A 20,804-nucleotide genomic window follows, 5' to 3' on the forward strand; every position below is an offset into this window, starting at 1 on the left:
TCCAGCCGCTTCATCTGTTCGATCCCCAGGGCACACTGAAAATCGGTTATCCTGTAATTAAAGCCAAGGTCCAGCATTTCGTAGTACCAGGGTCCATCAACCCTGGAAAGGAGGGCCGGGTCTTTCGTGATTCCATGGGTGCGCAATCGAAGGAGTTTTTCGTAAATCAAAGCGTCGTTGGTAGTGATGGCTCCACCCTCGCCGGTGGTAATATGCTTGACGGGGTGAAAGCTGAACGTGGTCATATGGCTGTGAGCACAGGACCCGACCAGGCAGGTCCGGCCCTGATCCTGGTAGGAGGCGCCCAGAGCGTGGGCTGCGTCTTCAATGACGAACAGGTTGTTCTCCTGAGCGATTTTCCATATGGCGTGCATTTCGCAGGGCTGCCCCGCGAAGTGCACGGGTATCACGCCCATGGTGGCGGGTGTCAGTTTTTCCTCAATCTCCAGGGGGTCGATGCAAAGAGTGCTCGGATCTATGTCGGCGAAGACGGGCTTTGCGCCAGTGTAAAGGACGCAGTTTGCGGAAGCGACGAAGGAGTTGGGAGACGTGATGACCTCAGCCCCAGGACCGAGTCCGGCAGCCAGAACCGCCAGATGCAGGGCGGCCGTACCGCTGGATACGGCAACGGCGTATTTAGCTCCGCAATACTCCGCTACCGCCCTTTCGAACTCGGCGATCTTCGGCCCCTGGGTAATCCAGTCGGACCTAAGGACGTCAACAACAGCAGCGATCTCTTCCTCGTCGATCGCCTGCCGCCCGTACGGGATGAATTTTTTTGTCAAACCAGGTTCCTCAAATCACAAACTCCGGGTCGACATTCAACCGGATCAGGTCGCGGATGCCCTCAACGGTGAGCCATTCCGAGTTGGTGCCGCTGCTGTAGCAAAAGCCGTCGGAACACCGCTTTCCACCGTTTGACATGATGTATTTTTCCGCTGAGATGAACCTGAGGGCGGGCAATATAACGTAATAATCGTCGAATTCAATGGAGCTGAGGGCATCGGTCTCCGTGATCATCTCCTCATGAAGTTTCTCGCCGGGACGGATACCGACAAACTCCCGCCTGCATCCCGGGCAGACTGCTTCAGCCAGATCGGTTATCCTGAAACTGGGGATTTTAGGCACGAAAATCTCCCCGCCCCACATCCGCTGCAGGTTCCTTATAACAAAATCGACACCCTCCTGAAGGGTAATATTGAAGCGGGTCATCCTTTCGTCAGTGATGGGAATGATTCCGCTCTTTCGTTTTTCCATAAAGAACGGCGCTACGCTACCACGGCTTCCCATGACGTTTCCGTACCTCACCACGGAGAACTTCAGATCCCGTTTGCCCTTGATATTGTTGGCGGCGACAAAAAGTTTGTCGGAACACAGTTTGGTCGCCCCGTAGAGGTTGATGGGGCCGGAAGCCTTGTCGGTGCTAAGGGCGATAACTTTCCTGACCTTCGAATCAAGACACGCCTCGATAACGTTCTGCGCACCGATTATGTTGGTTTTGATACACTCGAATGGATTATACTCGGCGGCGGGAACCTGTTTAAGGGCGGCCGCATGGATAACAACGTCAATCTCTTCCATGGCCATTTTCAAACGGTCTTTATCCCGCACGTCTCCAATGAAGAAGCGCAGTTGAGGATATTTTTCCACAGAAAATCTTTGAGCCATCTCATACTGTTTCAGCTCATCTCTGGAAAAGATCACAACCCGCTTCAGTTGAGGAAACCGGGAGAGAATCGTCTCGATAAACTTCTGACCGAATGAGCCGGTTCCGCCTGTTACCAGAATGGATTTTTCGTTTAACACGGGGCTGCTCCTGTTCTTTGGAAAGGTGGATGATGATAATCCGGCCGGTCATTTCACCAGAAGCTGAATGATATATTTTACACTTCTACATCGACTAGAGAAAGCCCTTACCGCAGGCTTAAAATGGCGTCAACGTCCTTACGGGCTGCCCCTGTCTTTCGATGGGAAACCGAATATGCGGCTTTTCCCCGGCGTTCTAGTTCCCGGTCATCGTTTTTCAGCCGGCACAGGGCACTGACGAGGGAATCCCCAGCCTCCACAATTCGGCACCCGCCCGACTCGATCAATGCGTCCGCGATATCGCGGAAATTCTGAAGGTTTGGTCCGGTGAGTACAGGCACGCCGTGCATGGCCGGTTCAAGGAGATTGTGCCCCCCGACAGGGACAAGGCTGCCCCCCACAAAGGCGAGGTCGGCCATGGCGTAGAACCCGTCGAGAACGCCCATGGCGTCTACGAGAAGCACCCTCTCGCCGATCCCTCGGCCATCCACGAGGTCGCTTAACCTTGCAAAGGGCGTCCCGCGGTCGAAAAGAAGTTCGGCGACATCATCAAACCTCTCGGGATGTCTTGGAACCAGGGCCAGGCGGATCTGAGACAGATCGTCATTCTGCAGAGCATCCAGAATGATCTCTTCCTCTCCCCCGTGGGTGCTGCCGGCCACAAGGAGAAAGGAGCTTTGGGCCCAGTCACGGACCTCAGCGGGCAGTTTGGCCGAAACGGGTTTTACATCGTACTTAGTGTTTCCCGTCACTTCGACGCTCTCCTCCCGTGCGCCCATGGCAAGGATTCGCCTTGCGTCCTCCTCGCTCTGCATGAGAAAGAGGGAGACCCTCTGAAGAAACGGCCGGAAAAACCATCGAAACCTCCGATACCTGGAGAACGAGCGATCCGAGATCCTCCCGTTGACAACAATGACCGGGATGCCGCGCCTGAAACATCCAAAAAAGAAGTTGGGCCAGAACTCGGTCTCGGCGGTGATGAACATGGAGGGACGGACCCGGCCAAACGACCGGGAAACCGCGAAGGGAAGATCAAGGGGAAAGTAGAAGATACTTTCCGCGAAAGGGCACTCCCTCTCGGCGGTTTCCTGCCCTGTTACAGTGACCGTGGAGAGGATCAGCGGCCTCATTTTTTCCACCCTTTTCGCGAGCCCTTCCATGACCGGGATCACCGCCCTGACCTCACCGACGGATACGGCGTGAAACCAGATGGGTGACCCGGAGTTTCCGGGGGAACCTCCGAGCCTCTGAAGGAGTCCTTCCTTTCGGCGGGAAACGCCCAGCAGCTGATAGATGACCCACGGGGAGGCGATCACAACGGCGATGGCCAGGAGAACGTTGTAAAGGGCGATCCTCCACCACATGTCCCTCACCTGGTGACCTCGTTCTTCGGGGAATCATCGGCTTCATCACCGTAGGTATATCCGGCCAGTTCAGCGGAAATGCTGCCGACCGCGATCTTGCTCTTCATCAGGACCGGGATGTGGCGGCTGTCGTCAGTGATCCAGATGAAAAGATCTCCCTTGCGGCGAAAGATCCCCTCATATTTCAGGATGGGATGGATTTTGAGCGTTTGGAAACGACCAGCCGCCACCTTGATCTCCTCTTTGCCCAGCACCTCTACGATAAGTTCATAGTTCTTTCGGCTCTCGAATACACGAAACCCCACTCTGTCGCCCACCCTGAGGGTTTCGTTCCTCATTACGTAAAGAGAGGAGAGGGTATCCTGCGTGCTCGGGAGGATCTTGTAAATCCGGCTCTTTGTCCTGCCATCCTTTTTTTCAATGCGGGTCACAATGTGTCTTTTCTGGTCGAATATCAGGACCCGGTCCGACCTTTTTCCACCCTCGCGCATGCGGGCAATGTACTTTTGGGGAAGACCGGAGACAGGATCGAAGTGGCTCTCGTAGCGATTGCGGACAGGGTAGATTATGTCGATGAGGGACCTTGACTTAGCCGTGGAAACAATCCTGAAAAGGGATTTTCCTCCGGAAGGCGGCATCTTTTCCACCGACATGGTTGAATCTCCCGCGGCTATGCCGTTCCACTTGAGGACAAAATCAAGTTTCTCCCCAGGAGCAAAGGCGCTCTGCGAATGAGCGTAAGGGACCGGAGAGGTCAGGGCCAGAACAGCGGCTAGAAGCCAGAAGGGACGGGGTGGAAAAGGCATCAGGATCGTGCCTCGAGGATAAACCGGGCTGCTTCCAGCAGATCGGCCGTTTTGGGCACCGATGCTGATATCACCCCTTTGTCCTCCTTTCCCGTAAGGACCATGACGGTGCGAAGACCGCCGTTCCTGCCCATTTGAACGTCCCCTTCCGCATCACCCACGATCCAGCATTTTCCCGGGTCCAGGTCAAAATCATCTACGGCCCTATCCAGCATCCCGGTTGCAGGTTTTCTGCAGGAACAACGGTCGTCGGGGAGATGCGGACAGTGATAAATTCCGTCCAGTTTCACCCCTGCCGCCCTGAGTTCCAGGACCATGCGAAGGTTGACGGCCAGTGCATCCTCCTCCTGGAAGTAGCCCCTGGCGATCCCCGACTGATTGGTTACAACAAGGAGAATATAGTCCGCTCTTTGAAGCAGGCGCATCCCTTCCACCGCACCGTCGAGAAACCTGATACTCCCCGGGTCGCGGAGGTAGCCCATTTCGTCCAGAATGGTCCCATCCCTGTCCAGAAGAACGGCCGGCCGGCCGGAGGAGTTCTCGGCGCTTCGATGCCGCTTCACCTTGATACCTCCTGAGGGGGTCTGGTCCTCCACCTGTTGTGGAGCCAGGTCCACTGTTCCGGATGCTGCTTGATCACACCCTCTGTCCATTGGGAATAACGGAGGGTCCTTTGAAACACATCCTCTTTCATGTCCTCGATCTCGGCCGATTCGAGGGGCGCTTCAATGACAATTCTGAGTTTCGAACCGTCCCGGAAGGAATAGATCGGTACGACCGGGGCACCCGTTCGCCTTGCGAGGACCGCGGGAATGGTTAGGGTGCAGGCTTCTCTCCCGAAGAAAGGCACAAATATTCCATCCTTTCTCAAGGCATTCTGGTCCACCACCAGCCCCACGATTCCGCCTCCCTTCAACTGCCTAAGGATATCCTTCATCACCCCGTCCCCGGAAAAGATCCTGACGCCCACAGCCTCCCGGTAATCCATCCACACCCGGTTGACGGCTCTGCTCCTGGAGATCTTGCTCACCAGGGAAACCGGGTACCCCCTGAAGGCCAGGGCCGATCCAAGCAGATCCCAGTTGCCCATGTGGCCCGTGATGCAAAGCACGCCTTTTCCCATCCCGAGGGCGGACACGAGGTGTTCCTCACCGGAAATTCGGGTCAGACCCTCGACCTTTCTCTGGTTCAGGTAAGGGAATGTAAAGTACTCCATGAGGTTCATCCCCAGGTGGGCGAAGGACCTTACGGCAACGCGCCTCTGCTCCTCCGGGGAGATCTCCTGTCCCAGGGCCAGCCGGATATTTTCAAGGGCCAGATACCTCCTTCTGAAAGCAAGAAGGTAGGCAAACTCTCCGATCCCTCTGCCCACAAACAGAAGGACCGGGCGGGGCAGCAGAAGCCCGATTACGCCGAACATCCTGATGAACAGGGCGGCAAACATCTCCGGAAGCTTCGCCCACACGATCAGGTGTCTACCAGGGAGATGACTTTCTCCATGAGAATTTTTTCCCCATGGAGAAACACCGGTTCCATGACGAGGGCGTAACAGGGAAGGCCGGAAAGGCGGCCCGGCCATCGAACAGCGTCTTTCTCGGTGGTCAGGAAGGCATCTGCTCCTACCTTCCCGGCCATGTCCATGAGCGCACGCACATCGCCCTCCCCGTAAGGATGATGATCCTTGAAACGGGCGTTCCCCCGGATGGCGCAGGAAATCTTACCGGCCGTAGCCTCAAAGGATTTTGCGTCGGCTATACCCGAAAAGGTCAGAAATTTCGTCCCCTCAAACTCCACCGGATCCAGGATTTCGTCTCCATTGAAGGCCCTTATTCCCAAAGGCCTGAAATCGGCCCAGCAGAGGTCCGCGTCGGTGTGCCGGCGGATCTCTTCCTCAAAACCCGCGTCAACAGCCTGGGCTTTAGTGACGACGATGATGTCGGCCTCTGCCAGCCTCGAGGCCGGTTCCCTCAGCACACCGGCCGGCAGAAGACGGCCGGTGCCGAACCTGCGGCGATCGTCCACGGCAACGATCTCAAGATCCCTGGCAAGCGGAAAGTGCTGAAAACCATCGTCAAGGATGAAAAGATCCACATTTCCATTCTTCAGGGCAACCTCACCGGCCCTGTACCGTTGAGACGAGATGAAAATGGGAACATCCCCCAGACGTCCGGCCATAAGAAGCGGTTCGTCCCCAACCACTAAGGGGTCAATATTGGCACCCTCATTTCCGTGAAGCATCACTACCTCTCCGGGGGACGATCTCTTTCCGCCGTATCCCCGGGTGAGGATCGCGACTTTAATTCCCCTTTCCTGAAGCCTGGATGCCAGCCACATTACCAGGGGTGTCTTCCCTGCGCCCCCGATGGAGATATTCCCTACACTTACCACCGGACGGGGCAAAACCCGCGATCCCCTTATCCCCCAACGGAACAGCCGCCTGTTCAGACCTACCGCCGTCCCGTAAAAGATAGAAAAGGGAACCAGAAGCGTGGAAATCCACGGGTGGTCCTCTGCAAATTTTTCGCCGCCTCTCCTGTCCACGCGGCTTCAGATCTTTTCCGCCTCGTCGATGAGCATAATGGGTATGTCGTCCTCGATGCGGTACCTCAGGCTACAGGCACGGCATAGCAGGCCTCCTCCACCCTCCTCCAGTTCCAGGTCCCCTTTGCATTTCGGACACGCCAGAATGTCCAGCAGTTCCTTGTCCACAGCCATCTTAAACCTCCAAGTAATTAAAGATAGTCCAGAGTCCAAAGTCCAGAATCCGCGAGTCCAGAGTCCAAAGTCCGCGAGTTCAGAGTCCGGACTATGTTTCCTCCCCTAAACCCTCCCCACCGCACAATCCGCCTCCACCTGGAGGTCCTCAAGCACACTCTGCAGGGCCTTGCAGTCCCTGTCAACCGCCTCCTCTCCCAGGTCCCCGTCCAGCCGCATGGGCTCCCCGTAGATGACAACGCCCTTACTGAACGGCATGGGGAGAAGATACCTGTCCCACGCTTTTTGGAAAGCAAACGCGGGATTGGCTGAAGCGGCCAGCGGCAGCACCGGGGCACCGGTCTTCTTGGCCAGGTACACTGCGCCCGGTTTGACCTGGTGTATCGGTCCCTTCGGCCCGTCCACCGCGAAGGAGCCGTGGTAACCCTGCTCCATGAGCCTCTTCATGGCGATGAGTCCTCTGGCCCCGCCTCTGGAGGCTGACCCCCTGACAATACGGTATCCCAGGCCGGAAAGGGCCCGCGCCTGCAGCTCACCGTCCCTGCTGAGGCTGCTCATGATGGAAACACGCCGTCCCAGAAAGGTCGAGACAAGGAGGAATTGCCTGCCGTGAAAAAAGGCCAGGACAGCAACGCCGTCCCGGTCCTCCAGGTCATCCAGCCTTTCCTTACCCAGTTCTCTCACACGGACAGTGCCACCCAGAACACGGATCAACGCCCTTCCGAACGCCGGTATGACCCAGCCGGAGAATCCCAGCCTGCCTGGTTTCCTGTTTCGCCTCAAGGTCATCTTTGACAACCTACCGGGGGTGATCGTCGACCAGGAGAGAGTAGAGTCTGGAGTATTCGCCGCCCAGTTTTATCAGGTCGTGGTGCCTGCCGGATTCAACAATCCGCCCCTGGGAGATAACAACGATCATGTCCGCGTTCTTTACCGTTGAGATCCTGTGGGCGATGATCAGGGTTGTCCTGCCGACGACGAGGTTCTCAATGGCCTTCTGGACGAGGTACTCGGACTCGGTATCCAGGGATGAGGTTGCCTCGTCCAGGATGAGGATGGGTGAATCCTTGACGATCGCCCTCGCCATGGAAAGACGCTGCCGCTCTCCTCCCGACAGCCGGGTGCCCCTCTCCCCGATGACGGTCTCGTATCCGTCGGGAAGGGACGCGACAAAATCGTGAGCGTAGGCGGTCTCCATGGCCCGCGTCAGTGTCGCGTCACTGACGTCCTCCACCCCGTAACAGACATTGTTGCGGATTGTGTCGTTGAAGAGCACCACATCCTGGGACACCACGCTGATCTGGCGTCTCAGGCTTTTCTGGGTAACGCTGCGCACGTCGTATCCGTCTATGGTCAGGAAACCCTCGGTGACATCATAAAATCTCGGGATAAGGCTCGCCAGAGTAGTTTTACCGCCGCCGCTCGTTCCCACGATGGCCAGTTTCATCCCGGGTTCGATATCAAGGTTGATGTTTCTGAGAACCCATTCGGTCTCGTAACGAAATGAGACGTTGTCAAAACGGATTCTCCCAAGGCTTCTGGGCAAATCCACAGCGTCATCAGCATCTTTCACTTCCGGGTTCATATCCATGACCTCGAAAACCCTCTCGGCGGCGGCCAGGCCCTGCTGGATTATGTTGTTTACGGAACTGATGTGTTTGACCGGCTCGTAGAGCATCATGAGCGCTGTGAGGAAGGAGAAGAACTCGCCCACGGTCATCTGGTCCCTCATCACCATCAATCCACCGACCCAAACTATGACAGCGATGGACAGGGCGCCGATAAACTCCATGACCGGACTCGACATGGCCCTTATGCGCTGGATCTTGATAAAGGTCCTGACGAGGCGTTCGTTGTCATCCTTGAAGCGCAGCAGTTCTTCATCCTCGGTACCGGATGCCTTTACAAGCCCGACCCCGGATATCTTCTCCTGCATGAGCTTGCTCAACTCTCCCATCTCTTCCTGGCTTGTCCGACTGCTCTTTTTCATCTTCCGGCCGAAGTGGATAAGGGGATAGAAGGCGAGAGGCGTTCCAAGCAAAGCCACGATCCCCAGCATGGAATTCCGGTACATTACGACACCGGCAAGCGCGGCGATGGTGAAAATATCGCGAACAACTCCGGTCAGCGCATCCGTCACCGCTCCCTGGATCATGGACACGTCGTAGGTCACCCGTGCCATGAGCACGCCGGTTGGAGTCCTCGTGAAGTAGGACATGGACATATTGTGAAGGTGTGCGTAGAGGTCGTTCCGTATATCCCGTATCATCTGAATACCGGCCGAGCTCATCAGAAATGTCCTGAAATATCGGCATATCCCTTTAAACAGGTACAGGAGGATTATCGCCACCGGTATCAGGACCAGCATCTGCTTATCCTTGCGAATAAAAACGTCGTCAAGGATGTTCTTGATAAGCAGGGCGGACGCTGCGGTTGTCGCTGCAACCCCCAACATGGCGATGGACGCGATGACGAGTTTCCCGGTGTAGGGCTTTACATAACGCAGGATGCGCATGTAGATCCGGAACGATTTTGAAAGGCGTTGTTTCACTTCAGTATCCATAAGGTTGATAGGGTCGTAAAAAGCCCATCAGTGGGCGCTTTGATGACTTTTTGCGAAGTCATCAAAGGCTTCCAGGGCGGCTCTGGCCGCCATGCGGGAGGTTCCCTCCCCTTTCAGCTCACCCATCACCTTTCTGGAAGCGGTTCGATACGCGTCGATTCGGGGGGTATCATCAAGGAGGTTGATGATCTCCCCGGCAAGCGCCTCGGGCGATGCCTGATCCTGAAGAAGCTCCCGCACGACTTCCCTACCCGCAAGGATGTTGGGAAGGCTGATCATGGGTATCTTTATCACCCGCTTTCCGATCAGGTGACTCATAGGGGACATCCTGTAAGCGACGACCTGGGGGGTTCCCAGCAGGAACGCCTCGAGGGTGGCCGTTCCCGACGCCACTATCGCGGCATCCGAAACGGCCAAAACTTCCCGGGACCGGTCGTCGAGGATTTCAACGTCCACCGGAGCGCTCTCGGCCATCCCTTCCACCATGGAACGGGAAACGGTATGGGCGAGTGGAAGCAGAAACCTGACAGGTCCACCGATGCGCCGAGAGATCAGCCCGGCACTTTCCAGAAAGAGGGGAAGAAGACGCCGGACCTCCCCCGTCCGGCTCCCGGGCAACAGAGCGATCACCTTCGTACCACGGTCGATATTGTGACGGGAACGGAACTCTTTGGAATCATAGTTCCCGAGAAGCTCGACGAGGGGATTACCCACGAAGGTCACCGGCACACTCCCGGCCCTGTAAAATTCCTCTTCAAAGGGGAAGATGGCAAGAACCATATCAACACTTCGTCTCAGGGCAGCCATTCTCCACTTTCCCCAGACCCACAGCTTGGGGGGGACGTAGTAAACCACAGGAATCCCGCGTTTCCTGGCATACCCGGCGAGCCGGAGGTTGAAGCCGGGGAAATCGATGACGATCAGACCCGAAGGCCGGTCGCTGTTCAACTTCTCCTTGAGTTTATTGAGAATCCTCCTGATCTCCCCCAGTTTTTTCAGAACATCCCACGTCCCCATGACGGACAGCTCGCTGATATGGGACAGGAGGGTGACGCCGGACTGTGCCATGGCATCACCGCCGACCCCAAAAAGCTCAAGACCAGGTACAATCTCCTTAAGCGAGGTGCAGAGGCGACCCCCGTACATATCGCCTGAAGCCTCCCCGGCGACCACCATTATGCCCCTTCTCACTGGTCCCTTTCCGAAAATTCATCCCCAATTCCCACGAGGGAAATTCCATGCTTATTACAGAGGTCCGCAACCTCATCCTTCCTGATGAGGAAACATTTCCCCGCCTCGATTGCCATGGCTCCACCGCCCGCCTGTACAAGAGACCGGATCGTGCGGGGTCCCACCGTCGGCACATCAAAGCGGAAATCGTGCCGCGAACCGGCGACCTTTACAACCACAAGCTGACCCCCGGCCAGCTCACCCGCGCGGATAATGGCCTTATCGGTCCCCTCCATTCCTTCCACGGCAACCACCGACCGTCCCCTGACAATGATGGTCTGGCCAATGTCCAGTGTGGCGACCTCTCTGGCCATGGGCCACCCGAAAAGGATGTCATCCATCTGGGGAGACGAAATTCCCGGCCCGCCGATGTTCCCCTCCTCAACAGCAAGTTCCGGCGCGGCCTCCAGACCGGAGATCACTCTGAAACCCTCCCCCTCCAGGTCGCGAACAAGCGCCCCCAGGATGGCGCTGCCCCGCCGGTCTGGAAGGGCGGCTAAAAGGCCGGCGAGCCTCCTGTCGAACAGAGAAGGATTAAAGATGTTTCTTATGTGCACACGCCCCATCAGGACGACATCGCCTGCGCCACCTGCTCTGAGCGCGTCGACCAGCGCCTGAAGATGGCCCAATGGCACCCAGGCCACATCCCTGCCGCAAGCGGTAATTCCCGGCGAGGCAAGGCCCTTAAGAGCGACAACAGTCAGTCGAGCCCCTGTTCTTTCGAGGGCCTCGGCCACGGCGATGGGCAGTTCCCCCTCCCCGGCGACCAGTCCCACCGTCATGGCGTGGCTTGGGTTCAACGGATAAAACCCCTTTCGGAGACCCTCAGGAAATCCACGAGATGTTGGACTTCCGGAGTCGTTGGGACCTCCGTTTCAACCTTCTCGACACCATCCTTAAACAGGAACCCCGATCGGAAGATGATCCGGTGGGCGGATTTTATGGCATCGATAGTATCCTCGGAAAACCCCCGTCTCTGAAGGCCGATCAGGTTAAGCCCCTTCATCTCCGCCCGATTCCCCTGCACCGTGCAATAGGGAGCCACATCTTTCACCACGATGCTGCCGCCGGCGACCATGGCGAGAGTTCCGACCCGGCAGAACTGGTGAACGGCCGCCAGTCCGCCTATGATGGCCGCCTCTTCAATGTCTATGTGACCCGCAAGGGTGGCGCCGTTGGCCATGATTACCCTGTCACGGATAACACAGTCGTGGGCGACATGGGCATACGCCATCACCAGTATGCCGTTTCCCAGACGCGTTTCACCGATGCCGCCCTCCGTTCCCTTGTGGACGGTACAGCATTCCCGAAAAGTGTTCCCATCGCCGATAATCAGCCGTGAATCCTCCCCTTTGTACTTCAGGTCCTGAGGGTCGGAACCAAGGGTGGCGAACTGGAAAACCCTGTTGTTTTTTCCCATGGTGGTGTTGCCTTCGATGAGGGCATGGGGACCGATCACCGTACCGGCGCCGATCCTGACCTTGGACCCGATGATGGAAAATGGACCAACCCGGACACCAACATCCAGTTGAGCGTCGGGATGCACTAAAGCCCCGGGGTGGATGAATGTTTCCGGGATGTTACTCACTGTTATTTTCCTTCTTCCGCGCGTCCGGTGGCCTAATCCCTGTCGACGAGCATCGCCTTCATCTCACCCTGAGCAACGACCTGCTCCCCGACATAGGTCTTGCAGTCGATTTGCACTACATTCCCCTTTAACTTCAGTACCGTCACTTCATGCCGCAGCTGGTCTCCCGGCACAACGGGCCGGCGGAACTTCACCTTGTCGATGGACATGAAGTAGACAACCCGGCGGCCGGCTTCCTCCTGCAGGTTTTCGACATCCGCCGTGGATGCAAAGGCCAGAATCCCCCCGACCTGGGCCATTGACTCAAGTATGAGAACCCCGGGCATCACGGGGTGTTCCGGGAAATGCCCCTGGAAGAATCCCTCATTAATGGTCACATTTTTTATTCCAACCGCTTTTTTCCCCGGTTTCAACTCATCTATCCTGTCAATGAGCAGGAACGGATATCTATGGGGAAGAATTTTCATTATTTCGCTAATATCCATCATTCCGTCTCCTCCGCTTCTCCCCCCGCCGTATGGCCGACCATCTTCTCGAGGGCCCTTATCCTCTTCCTCATGGAGTCGAGCTTCTTTATCATGGCCACTGACCTTCTCCACTTGCCCATGTCAACAGCAGGAATACCCGCCACCCGGGTTCCGGGGGGAACATCCTTTAACACGGCGGTTTTGGAGGCGACGATAGCGCCCTCCCCGATTTTAAGGTGACCGGCCACCCCCGATTGGGCCGCGATGATGGCATTGTCCCCCAACGTGGAACTCCCCGCTATGCCCGACTGGCCTACCAGGATAACATTCTCCCCGATCATGACGTTGTGTGCAATCTGTATCAGGTTATCGAAGATACAACCATTCCCGATGACCGTTTCGCCCATTACCGCACGGTCCACCGCACAGTTGGCCCCGATTTCCACGTCATCACCTATCCTTACGATACCCGACTGGATAATCTTGCGATGCCGTTTGCCCTCCCTGGCGAACCCGAACCCATCGCTGCCGACAACCGTTCCGGCATGAATGATGACCCGGCTGCCGATTACGACCTCTTTTTCCACAACCACGTGGGGATGGAGCACCGTGTCGTCGCCGATAACGGCATCCCGTCCCACAAACACACCCGACATCAGGGTTACCCTGTCTCCCACCACCGCCCCCTTTTCCACCACGGCAAAGGGGTGGATACTGGGATCGGATCCGATACCGGCCCCGGCATGGATGAAGGCCTGTGTACTGATGCCGGACGGGATGTAATCCTCGCCAAAAAATGCCTCCATAGCCAGCGCGAATCCAAAATACGGGTCGTCCATAATCAGGAGATTCTTACCCTCTGTGATGCTGCCGGGTGAGACGATGATGCCCCCGGCCCGCGTTGTCTCCAGGGAACTCCTGTACCTGGGATTGGAAAGAAATGACAGGTCCGTGCTCATGGCCTCGTCAAGGGGGCGAACACCTGTGACTACAACCCGCCCGTCCCCGACCAGTTCGGCATTGAGGATGCGGGCCATCTCCTTTAAGGTGATCTCCTTCATTTGGCGTCCCGGCCGGGCATACGCTCGTTGTAGATCTTGACTATACTTTCGGTCAGATCAACAATGTCCTTGGAGGAGTAGATGATCCCGGCCCTGCTCTCCTCGAGGATCAGGGAAAATCCCTTGTCGGCGGCGACCTCCTTGGTGATTTCTACGAGCCCATCGAGAATTCCGGAGGACATCTCCTGGTTCTCCTTCCCCTCCTTGGCTTTAGCCCTGGCAACAAAATCGATGAGCTCCGCCTTTTTCTTCATATAGGCTTTCTTGAGGTCCGCCTGGGCGGACTCGCTGAGTACGGGGCTCTTGAGCTTTTCACCCATGGAGTCGAGCTCCGTCTTCATGGCATCCACCTTTTCCTGTTTCGCCTGGTGTTTTTTCCTCAGGGATTCCTTGGCGGCCATGCCCTCGGCTGTAGCGTTGAGAGCCTTCTGGAGGTCGACGACACCGATCTTGACAAGGGACGCCGCGCCGACCTGTGCCGGAGCAAGCAGACCGAGCATAAAAAGTGACATGACAACCACGGTTCCAATCCTGGTGCGCATTTTGTTTTCCTCCTGTCTAGTCATGATTGTGTCGTAAAAAATCCATTGATGACTTTTTGCGAAGTCATCAATCATCCCGCAATAGGCGGGTTTCCATTGCCTGCTATGATAACCTCCAAAAAATCTCTTCGATACCTTTTGCGAATCTATAAACTATCATATCAAAAGAGAGCCCCAACGGAAAACTGCCATCCGGGCTGGACCTCTCCGGGTTTCGGGTCCAGGTTGAATCCAAGTTCCAGACGAAGCAGCCCCACCGGTGAAACCCAGTGAAACCCGAAACCGGCCCCGGTCCGAAGGTCATTCAACCCCGGCTTTTCACCAACTCCCCAGACGTTTCCCATGTCCAGGAACAGGATCCCCTTGATCCTGGCCTCAGGAATGAGCGGGTACGACGCCTCGAAATTGGTGAGAAACGATCGGTTGCCCCCCAAGGGATCGCCGTTTTCGTCCAGGGGCCCGACTTCGCGGGGATTAAAACCCCTGAGCGAGTATAGCCCACCCATGAAGAATCGCTCTGAAACAGGCACGGTATCCCCATCGTAAGGGTTTATTATGCCCACCTCAGTGTGCACCGATCCTATCAAGTCCCCGTATATGGGTTTGAAATAGCTCGCTTGAGCGCTGTTTCGGAAGAAGTCGTTGGTGCCGCCAAGGCCTCCCCCCGCAACTTCGCTGGAGATCCTGAAGAAAAAACCGTTACTGGGATTCATGGGTATATCCCTTGAATCATATCTGTAACTTAGGGCAACGGATGAAGTGGTGCTTCCGCCCTCCTGTTCCTTAATGAGGTTCGACGCGCTGGTGTCTACATTATAAACATTGTATTTGACCCGTTTGTAGCTGACCTGGAGGCTTGAAAAATCCGAATACCTGTAGCCCATCCTGATGCCGCCTCCGTTGCTGTCCTGGGTGTAGTTCGTATAATCTTTGCTGGTATTGAAAAGATTGAGGCTCAGGGAGTAGTTGCCCGAGAAAAGCCGAGGTTCGGTGAAGCTTATGCTGTAGGTGTTGGAACCGGACCCAAGCTCCATGTTCAGCTTGGCCTGCTGTCCCCGGCCGGAGAAATTGCCCTGGGCCAACTGAAGGGTTCCTACCAGCCCATCCACCGATGAGTATGCCATCCCGGCCGACAAGGTCCCGCTTGAACTCTCCTCCACCTTGATCTGGATGTCCGCTTCATTATCGCCGACTTTTTCCACCCTTACGGACACCTTGCCGAAGAAACCCAGAGCCCTGATAAACCGCCTGGAATCATCGAGTTTCTTCTGGCTGAACAGTTCACCCTCCGCCAGCCTTACCTCTCGTCTTACAACATAATCCCTCGTTTTGATGTTTCCGGTAATGTTGATCCTTCGAATTCTCACCAACGGACCCCGGGTAAGGTGCAGATCGATGTCCAGAACCCCCTTTCGGGAAGATTTGGTCATTCTGGGATCGATTTTCGCCCAGGCGTATCCCTGGTCCCTGTAGGAATTTTCCAGCATGCGGATGTCATCAAGGAGTGTGCTGCGCTTGAAAATATCGCCGGATTTTTCCTCCATCTCGCTGCGCCGGAACTCCGGGACGCCTTTCCAGTCCCCTGAGAAGAGCAGCTTTCCTATGGTATACTGATTGCCTTCGGAGACACGGATCGAAACGTAAAGGCCGCCCTCGGGATGCACCCGCACCTCCGGTCCCGTCACCTCAACATCCAGGTACCCATTATCCAGGTAAAGAAGGTGAATCCTCTTCAGATCGTCATCGATGAGGGCCTGGTCAAGGACATCGGAGCCGCTGATCCACGACAGAGGTCCCAATTCCTTGGCCTGAACCACGCTCAGGACCTTCCTGTCATCCAGGGCCCTGTTGCCGAGAATGTCAATCTCGCGAACATAGGTTTTGTCATTCTCCTTGACCGAAAAAATAATTTTGACCCCTTTCCCCGACTCCTCGACGTCCCCATGAACCTCAGCGTCGTAATAGCCCTTTTTCCTGTAGGCGTCGCGAATAATCTCCTCATTTGTTTTCAACCGGGCAGGGTCATAAAAACCGAAGCTCCTGAGCGTAAGCTTCTTTTTCAATTCCGATTGATCCAATGCGTGGTTGCCGGTCACGGACACCCCGATGATCATGGGATATTCCTTTACCGTTACCTTGACGGCCACACCTCCATCGGTCTCCTGGTCATCTATTCTGACGCGGCTGAACATTCCCATACCGTAGATGGCCTTAACACCCTTTGTTGCCATGTCGGGGCTCCACGGATCACCGATTTTCCACCCCAAAGCTCCCTCGACACTGCTCGGGTCCACCCGTAAACACCCTTCAATGTCCAGTGAAGTGATGGCCCTTTCCGCAGCAGCAGCCCCCCCGGAAACGAGAAACGCCAGGACAAGGAATGCCATCATGATGGGAGCAACAGTTCTGGACACCACCTACGCCTCCTGGTTTAAAACGCCGTCCTTAAGAAGGAAACGACGGTGGAATCCGGCAGCCAACTCCCGGTTGTGTGTGACAACCAGAAAGGTGGTTTCAAACTGGTTGTTGAGATCGAGGAAAAGGCTCCGTACCGATTCGGCTGTACGGACATCCAGGTTGCCTGTCGGCTCATCCGCCAGAATAAGAGCCGGATCATTCACCAACGCCCGCGCCACGGCTGCCCGCTGCTGTTCCCCGCCCGAAAGCTCGCCGGGCCGGTGTTCCATCCGGCCTTCAAGACCAACCTGGGCGAGCAGACTTCGAGCCTTTTCACGGACTATCTTCCAATCTCCACCTGCGATAATACCCGGCATCATGACGTTTTCAAGACAGGTAAATTCGGATAACAGATAATGCAGCTGAAAGACAAAACCGATCTCCTGGTTTCTGAACCCGGCCAGTTCTGCATCTGAAAGGGCAAAAATATCCCTCCCGCGATGAAGGACAAGGCCACCATCGGGTCTGTCAAGACCTCCCAGGAGGTGTAGAAGCGTGCTCTTCCCGGTCCCTGAAGCTCCAAGGATTCCTACGATCTCCCCCGCTGAAAGGGTAAATTCCACCCCCGCCAGGACATGGATGTCCCTGCCTCCCTTGTGGAACGTCTTGCAAAGACCCTCGGTTCGCAGAATCGGCTGGGATGTGAGATTACTCATACCGCAGGACCTCTATCGTGTCCAGAGAAGCGGCCCTTCTGGATGGGTACAGTGTGGCCAGAAAGCTGACCGCCACGGCTGAGATGGAAATGGCGGCTACATCCAGAAACTTGACCCGAACCGGGATGGTAGTGACATAATAGACGCTGCTGGGTAATTCGACCAGGTGATAGTTCGCCAGGGTCCAGGAGAGCGCAAGACCCAGGAGAAGCCCGAGGAACGTCCCCGACAGGCCTATTATAAGCCCTTCAAGCATGAATATTCTTCCTATCGCGCCCCTGGTAGCCCCCATTGCCTTGAGAATGGCGATATCCTTCCCCTTTTCCATGACCGTCAGAATGAGGGTTCCAACAATGTTGAACGCCGCCACTATGATGATAAGGACAAGGATAACGAACATGGTCATCTTCTCGAGTTTGAGCGCCGAGAAGAGGTTTCGGTTCATCTCACGCCAGTCCCGCACCCTGTAGCCGGGTCCCAGGTCACCCCGCAAAGAGGCGGCGATACTGCCCGCCCGGTAGATATCCCGGACCTTGACCTCAACCCCGGTCACCCTGTCACCCATGCCGAAAAAAGATTGAGCGGCCCCCAGCGTCATCAGGACGAGACCGGTGTCGTACTGGTACATTCCGGTATCAAAGACACCCTTTATCCTGAACTGCCTCATGCGGGGGATCATCCCGAACGGTGAGGAGGTCTCGGATGGTGAAACCAATGTAACCGTGTCCCCGGGTTTCAGACCGTGGATGCGCATCATCTCGATACCGATGACTATACCCTTTTCATCCAGACTGTCGATGGATCCAATGGTCATTTTACCCGAGAGATCGGTCACGCCACCTTCACTCGCGGGATCGATCCCGCGAACTACTACCCCAGTGACATCCCCCTCGAACTTGATGAGGGCCTGTCCCGCGATAAATGGCGACGCTGCAACGACATCATTCCTGCTTGAAACGATGTTCAGAATCTTATCCGCATCTTTTATCCCCGCCGCCGGCCCCTGGATAAGGATATGAGATGTGGTTCCCAGGATACGGTCCTGCATGTAGGTGGAGAACCCCGTCATGACAGCGATAACCGTAACAAGGGCGGCAACCCCGATGGCCACCCCGAGGACGGAGATAACGGTGATCAGGGAGATGAATGCATGATGCCTGCGGGACCGGATGTGGCCTAAGGCCACCTTCCATTCAAAGATGTGTTTCAACGCTCCACCCTAATCTTGACAATGTCATAAAAAGTCCATGAATGGTTTTTTACTCTACGCAAAGCGAAAAGTGTCATTTTCACTTTCCTCACAAATCCTCGATTTGCACGCCCCCAAGTGGGGGCGTTGATGACTTCAAGAGAAGTCATCAAGGTTCAACGCTGCGCTGGTGGGGAAAGAGGATGACATCCCTGATGGAGGGCGAATCGGTAATCAACATGACAAGCCGGTCGATGCCTATCCCCTCGCCCGCAGTGGGAGGCAGCCCGAACTCCAGGGCGCAAATGTAATCCGAGTCCATGCGGTGAGCCTCCTCATCGCCGGTTTCCCTCTCGGCCACCTGGCGCTGGAAACGCTCCTCCTGATCCCTGGGATCGTTAAGCTCGGAAAACCCGTTGGCTATTTCCATCCCCGAAATAAAGAGCTCAAAACGCTCCGCGATTCCGGGATTTTCGTCGCTGCGTCTTGAAAGGGGAGATACGTCAATAGGATAGTCAAAGATGAAGGTGGGATCGACGAGGGTCGACTCGATGAAATGCTCGAAAACTTTCATGTTGATCTTCCCAACCGGATCCTTGTCGTTGACGGGGACATCGTTGTCCCTCGCGAAAGCCAGGGCACCCTCATGGCTGTCGAAAAACGACTCCTCAAACCCTTTCACCCGCAGGACGGCCTCCCTGAAGGACAGCCTGGTAAAAGCTTTTTCGAAATCGATCTCCTGGCCCCGATAGGTCGCCACCGTCGCACCAAGGACTCCCAGGACGATGTTCCTGAGAAAATCCTCGGTGAAATCCATAAGGTCCCGGTAATCCGCATATGCCATGTAGAACTCCAGCATCGTGAACTCGGGATTGTGCATGGTGGAGATCCCCTCGTTACGAAAGTTCCTGTTCAACTCGTAGACCCTTTCGAACCCCCCGACGACCAGCCTTTTGAGGTAAAGTTCAGGTGCGACTCTCAGGTAAAGGTCCATGTCGAGGGTATTGTGATGCGTGACAAAGGGCCTGGCCACGGCTCCACCTGGAATCGGCTGCATCATGGGGGTTTCGACCTCCATGAATCCATTTTCGTCAAGATAGCTCCGGATGTTCCGGATGAGGCGGTTCCTCGCCCTGAATACATCCCGTACGTCACTGTTGGCGATGAGATCCAGATAACGCCGGCGATACCGGGTTTCCACATCCTTCAGGCCGTGCCACTTCTCCGGCAGGGGACGAACCGACTTGGTCAGAAGGTGGGCTTGGGCAGTGAGGATGGTCAGTTCCCCGGTCCGGGTTACGAACGGCTTCCCCCTGATCCCAACGATATCACCAACATCCCAGAGCTTGAAATGCCCAAACTCCTCATCCCCAATCACGTCCTTCTTTATGAACCCCTGGATACGGCCGGAGGAGTCCTCGATCTGGAAAAAAGCCGCTTTCCCGAAGTTTCGTATGGCCACGACCCTTCCGGCCAATGAAAATTCCTTCCCGATCTCTTCGATTTCCTCGGGAGAAAGCCCATGGAGCTCCCGTCGCACGTCCTCGGCCAGGTGTCCCCTTTTAAAATGGTTTGGGTAGGGGTTGACGCCTTGGCGCCGGACCTCATCCACCTTGTTTCTGCGCTGTTGATAGATGCGGTTTTCGTTCTGGCCTTCGTTATCCATTAACACCCCTCGGACAGGCCGGGTAAAGCACACGCCTGCCCACGAAATATGGCTAAAATGCCCTAAAAATCAAGTGATTAAAGGTAATAAACACCGCCGGATTCGTCAAGGGATTTCGAGGCTCTCCCGCCAGGGCCAGGTGTCGGAGACCAATGTCCAATGTCCAACGCCTGCCACGTCGTAGTCCGCAGGACGAAGATGGGTCCAATGTGATAAAATAGTCGGGAGATATCTCTCGAAAGCCAATGAGTACCTGCGGACTTCCAAAGATGCCGATCATCTCGTCCAGCAGGCTGAAAGGTTTGTTCGATGGGCGAAAGAGATTGTTCCCGAGTAAATCAAAACAAGGTGAGATCCGGCATCAGCGGCCAATAAGTCTTAAAGTCACTTACCGCGGATTAACGCAGATGGACGCGGATAAGGTTTTAACCCAAACCCGGTTTAGATTTAGGGTTCATCCGGTTAATGCGTACCTTTATTATTGCTGTCATTGCGAGCCCGAGTGAAACCGTGGCGCGGCAATCCCGGGCGGAGCTGAAAAGGCCGTCACGGCGTCCTCCGGCCGCCCACGGGATCGCTTCGCATGGGTTACAGCTCGCGATGACAGATGGCGGATACGTGCGATGACGCCGCTGTGTCATTGCGAGGAACATCGAGGGAGACGAGAGTGACGCGGCAATCCCGGGCGGAGCTG

20 protein-coding genes are annotated in these 20,804 nt (G+C 55.9%); all 20 read right to left on the minus strand.

Going from position 1 to position 20,804, the window contains the following annotated elements; translation table 11 throughout:
• The coding region (locus GXP52_09985) for an aminotransferase class I/II-fold pyridoxal phosphate-dependent enzyme (protein ID NOY87611.1) at nt 1-785 on the minus strand (785 nt) is incomplete at its 3' end.
• Nucleotides 786-795: 10 nt separating this feature from the next.
• Nucleotides 796-1,806, minus strand: coding sequence for a UDP-N-acetylglucosamine 4,6-dehydratase (inverting) (pseB, locus tag GXP52_09990; GenBank protein NOY87612.1), 1,011 nt, complete (start codon nt 1,804-1,806; stop codon nt 796-798).
• Nucleotides 1,807-1,913: 107 nt separating this feature from the next.
• The gene (locus GXP52_09995) at nt 1,914-3,179 is read right to left on the minus strand and encodes a 3-deoxy-D-manno-octulosonic acid transferase (GenBank protein NOY87613.1); all 1,266 of its coding nucleotides are present in this window, start codon (nt 3,177-3,179) and stop codon (nt 1,914-1,916) included.
• Nucleotides 3,176-3,976, minus strand: a complete 801-nt coding sequence (locus tag GXP52_10000; GenBank protein ID NOY87614.1) for a DUF3108 domain-containing protein — start codon at nt 3,974-3,976, stop codon at nt 3,176-3,178. Before GXP52_10000 ends, GXP52_09995 begins: the two co-directional genes overlap by 4 nt.
• The gene (locus GXP52_10005; GenBank protein NOY87615.1) at nt 3,976-4,539 is read right to left on the minus strand and encodes an HAD family hydrolase; all 564 of its coding nucleotides are present in this window, start codon (nt 4,537-4,539) and stop codon (nt 3,976-3,978) included. The genes GXP52_10000 and GXP52_10005 overlap by 1 nt, the downstream gene beginning before the upstream one ends.
• Nucleotides 4,536-5,441, minus strand: coding sequence for a lysophospholipid acyltransferase family protein (locus GXP52_10010; GenBank protein NOY87616.1), 906 nt, complete (start codon nt 5,439-5,441; stop codon nt 4,536-4,538). Before GXP52_10010 ends, GXP52_10005 begins: the two co-directional genes overlap by 4 nt.
• Before the next feature lie 2 nt (nt 5,442-5,443).
• Nucleotides 5,444-6,517 carry a tetraacyldisaccharide 4'-kinase gene (gene lpxK, locus GXP52_10015; GenBank protein NOY87617.1) on the minus strand — a complete coding sequence of 358 codons (1,074 nt, stop codon included), beginning with the start codon at nt 6,515-6,517 and terminating at the stop codon, nt 5,444-5,446.
• Nucleotides 6,518-6,523: 6 nt separating this feature from the next.
• Nucleotides 6,524-6,691: a Trm112 family protein gene (locus GXP52_10020; protein ID NOY87618.1), complete on the minus strand. Its 168-nt coding sequence runs from the start codon at nt 6,689-6,691 to the stop codon at nt 6,524-6,526.
• Between the two features lie 105 nt (nt 6,692-6,796).
• Entirely contained in the window at nt 6,797-7,480 is a 684-nt protein-coding gene (locus GXP52_10025) for a lysophospholipid acyltransferase family protein (GenBank protein ID NOY87619.1), read from the minus strand.
• 10 nt (nt 7,481-7,490) lie between these two features.
• The gene (locus GXP52_10030) at nt 7,491-9,254 is read right to left on the minus strand and encodes an ATP-binding cassette domain-containing protein (GenBank protein NOY87620.1); all 1,764 of its coding nucleotides are present in this window, start codon (nt 9,252-9,254) and stop codon (nt 7,491-7,493) included.
• A gap of 27 nt (nt 9,255-9,281) precedes the next feature.
• Complete coding sequence (gene lpxB, locus GXP52_10035; protein NOY87621.1) at nt 9,282-10,445, minus strand: lipid-A-disaccharide synthase; 1,164 nt, start codon at nt 10,443-10,445, stop codon at nt 9,282-9,284.
• Entirely contained in the window at nt 10,442-11,284 is an 843-nt protein-coding gene (locus GXP52_10040) for an LpxI family protein (GenBank protein NOY87622.1), read from the minus strand. The genes lpxB and GXP52_10040 overlap by 4 nt, the downstream gene beginning before the upstream one ends.
• A complete protein-coding gene (gene lpxA, locus GXP52_10045; protein NOY87623.1) occupies nt 11,281-12,048 on the minus strand; it encodes an acyl-ACP--UDP-N-acetylglucosamine O-acyltransferase in 768 nt (255 codons plus the stop codon). Before lpxA ends, GXP52_10040 begins: the two co-directional genes overlap by 4 nt.
• Nucleotides 12,049-12,104: 56 nt before the next feature.
• Nucleotides 12,105-12,560 carry a 3-hydroxyacyl-ACP dehydratase FabZ gene (fabZ, locus tag GXP52_10050; protein NOY87624.1) on the minus strand — a complete coding sequence of 152 codons (456 nt, stop codon included), beginning with the start codon at nt 12,558-12,560 and terminating at the stop codon, nt 12,105-12,107.
• Complete coding sequence (gene lpxD, locus GXP52_10055) at nt 12,557-13,600, minus strand: UDP-3-O-(3-hydroxymyristoyl)glucosamine N-acyltransferase (GenBank protein NOY87625.1); 1,044 nt, start codon at nt 13,598-13,600, stop codon at nt 12,557-12,559. Before lpxD ends, fabZ begins: the two co-directional genes overlap by 4 nt.
• Entirely contained in the window at nt 13,597-14,142 is a 546-nt protein-coding gene (locus GXP52_10060; protein NOY87626.1) for an OmpH family outer membrane protein, read from the minus strand. Before GXP52_10060 ends, lpxD begins: the two co-directional genes overlap by 4 nt.
• 161 nt (nt 14,143-14,303) lie before the next feature.
• A complete protein-coding gene (gene bamA, locus GXP52_10065) occupies nt 14,304-16,556 on the minus strand; it encodes an outer membrane protein assembly factor BamA (protein NOY87627.1) in 2,253 nt (750 codons plus the stop codon).
• A 3-nt stretch (nt 16,557-16,559) separates the two neighbouring features.
• On the minus strand, nt 16,560-17,255 hold the full coding sequence (locus GXP52_10070) for an ABC transporter ATP-binding protein (GenBank protein ID NOY87628.1): 696 nt from the start codon (nt 17,253-17,255) through the stop codon (nt 16,560-16,562).
• A complete protein-coding gene (locus GXP52_10075; GenBank protein ID NOY87629.1) occupies nt 17,248-18,465 on the minus strand; it encodes a lipoprotein-releasing ABC transporter permease subunit in 1,218 nt (405 codons plus the stop codon). The genes GXP52_10070 and GXP52_10075 overlap by 8 nt, the downstream gene beginning before the upstream one ends.
• 148 nt (nt 18,466-18,613) lie before the next feature.
• Nucleotides 18,614-20,110, minus strand: a complete 1,497-nt coding sequence (lysS, locus tag GXP52_10080) for a lysine--tRNA ligase (GenBank protein NOY87630.1) — start codon at nt 20,108-20,110, stop codon at nt 18,614-18,616.
• Between the last annotated feature and the right edge of the window lie 694 nt (nt 20,111-20,804).

Source organism: Deltaproteobacteria bacterium (genome assembly GCA_013151915.1).
Taxonomy (GTDB): domain Bacteria; phylum BMS3Abin14; class BMS3Abin14; order BMS3Abin14; family BMS3Abin14; genus BMS3ABIN14.

Coding starts and splice junctions, on each gene's coding strand:
- GXP52_10000 (NOY87614.1), bottom strand. CDS start 3,976: ATGCCTTTTCCACCCCGTCCCTTCTGGCTTCTAGCCGCTGTTCTGGCC.
- GXP52_10020 (NOY87618.1), bottom strand. CDS start 6,691: ATGGCTGTGGACAAGGAACTGCTGGACATTCTGGCGTGTCCGAAATGC.
- GXP52_10025 (NOY87619.1), bottom strand. CDS start 7,480: ATGACCTTGAGGCGAAACAGGAAACCAGGCAGGCTGGGATTCTCCGGC.
- GXP52_10030 (NOY87620.1), bottom strand. CDS start 9,254: ATGGATACTGAAGTGAAACAACGCCTTTCAAAATCGTTCCGGATCTAC.
- fabZ (NOY87624.1), bottom strand. CDS start 12,560: ATGATGGATATTAGCGAAATAATGAAAATTCTTCCCCATAGATATCCG.
- lpxD (NOY87625.1), bottom strand. CDS start 13,600: ATGAAGGAGATCACCTTAAAGGAGATGGCCCGCATCCTCAATGCCGAA.
- GXP52_10060 (NOY87626.1), bottom strand. CDS start 14,142: ATGCGCACCAGGATTGGAACCGTGGTTGTCATGTCACTTTTTATGCTC.
- GXP52_10070 (NOY87628.1), bottom strand. CDS start 17,255: ATGAGTAATCTCACATCCCAGCCGATTCTGCGAACCGAGGGTCTTTGC.
- lysS (NOY87630.1), bottom strand. CDS start 20,110: ATGGATAACGAAGGCCAGAACGAAAACCGCATCTATCAACAGCGCAGA.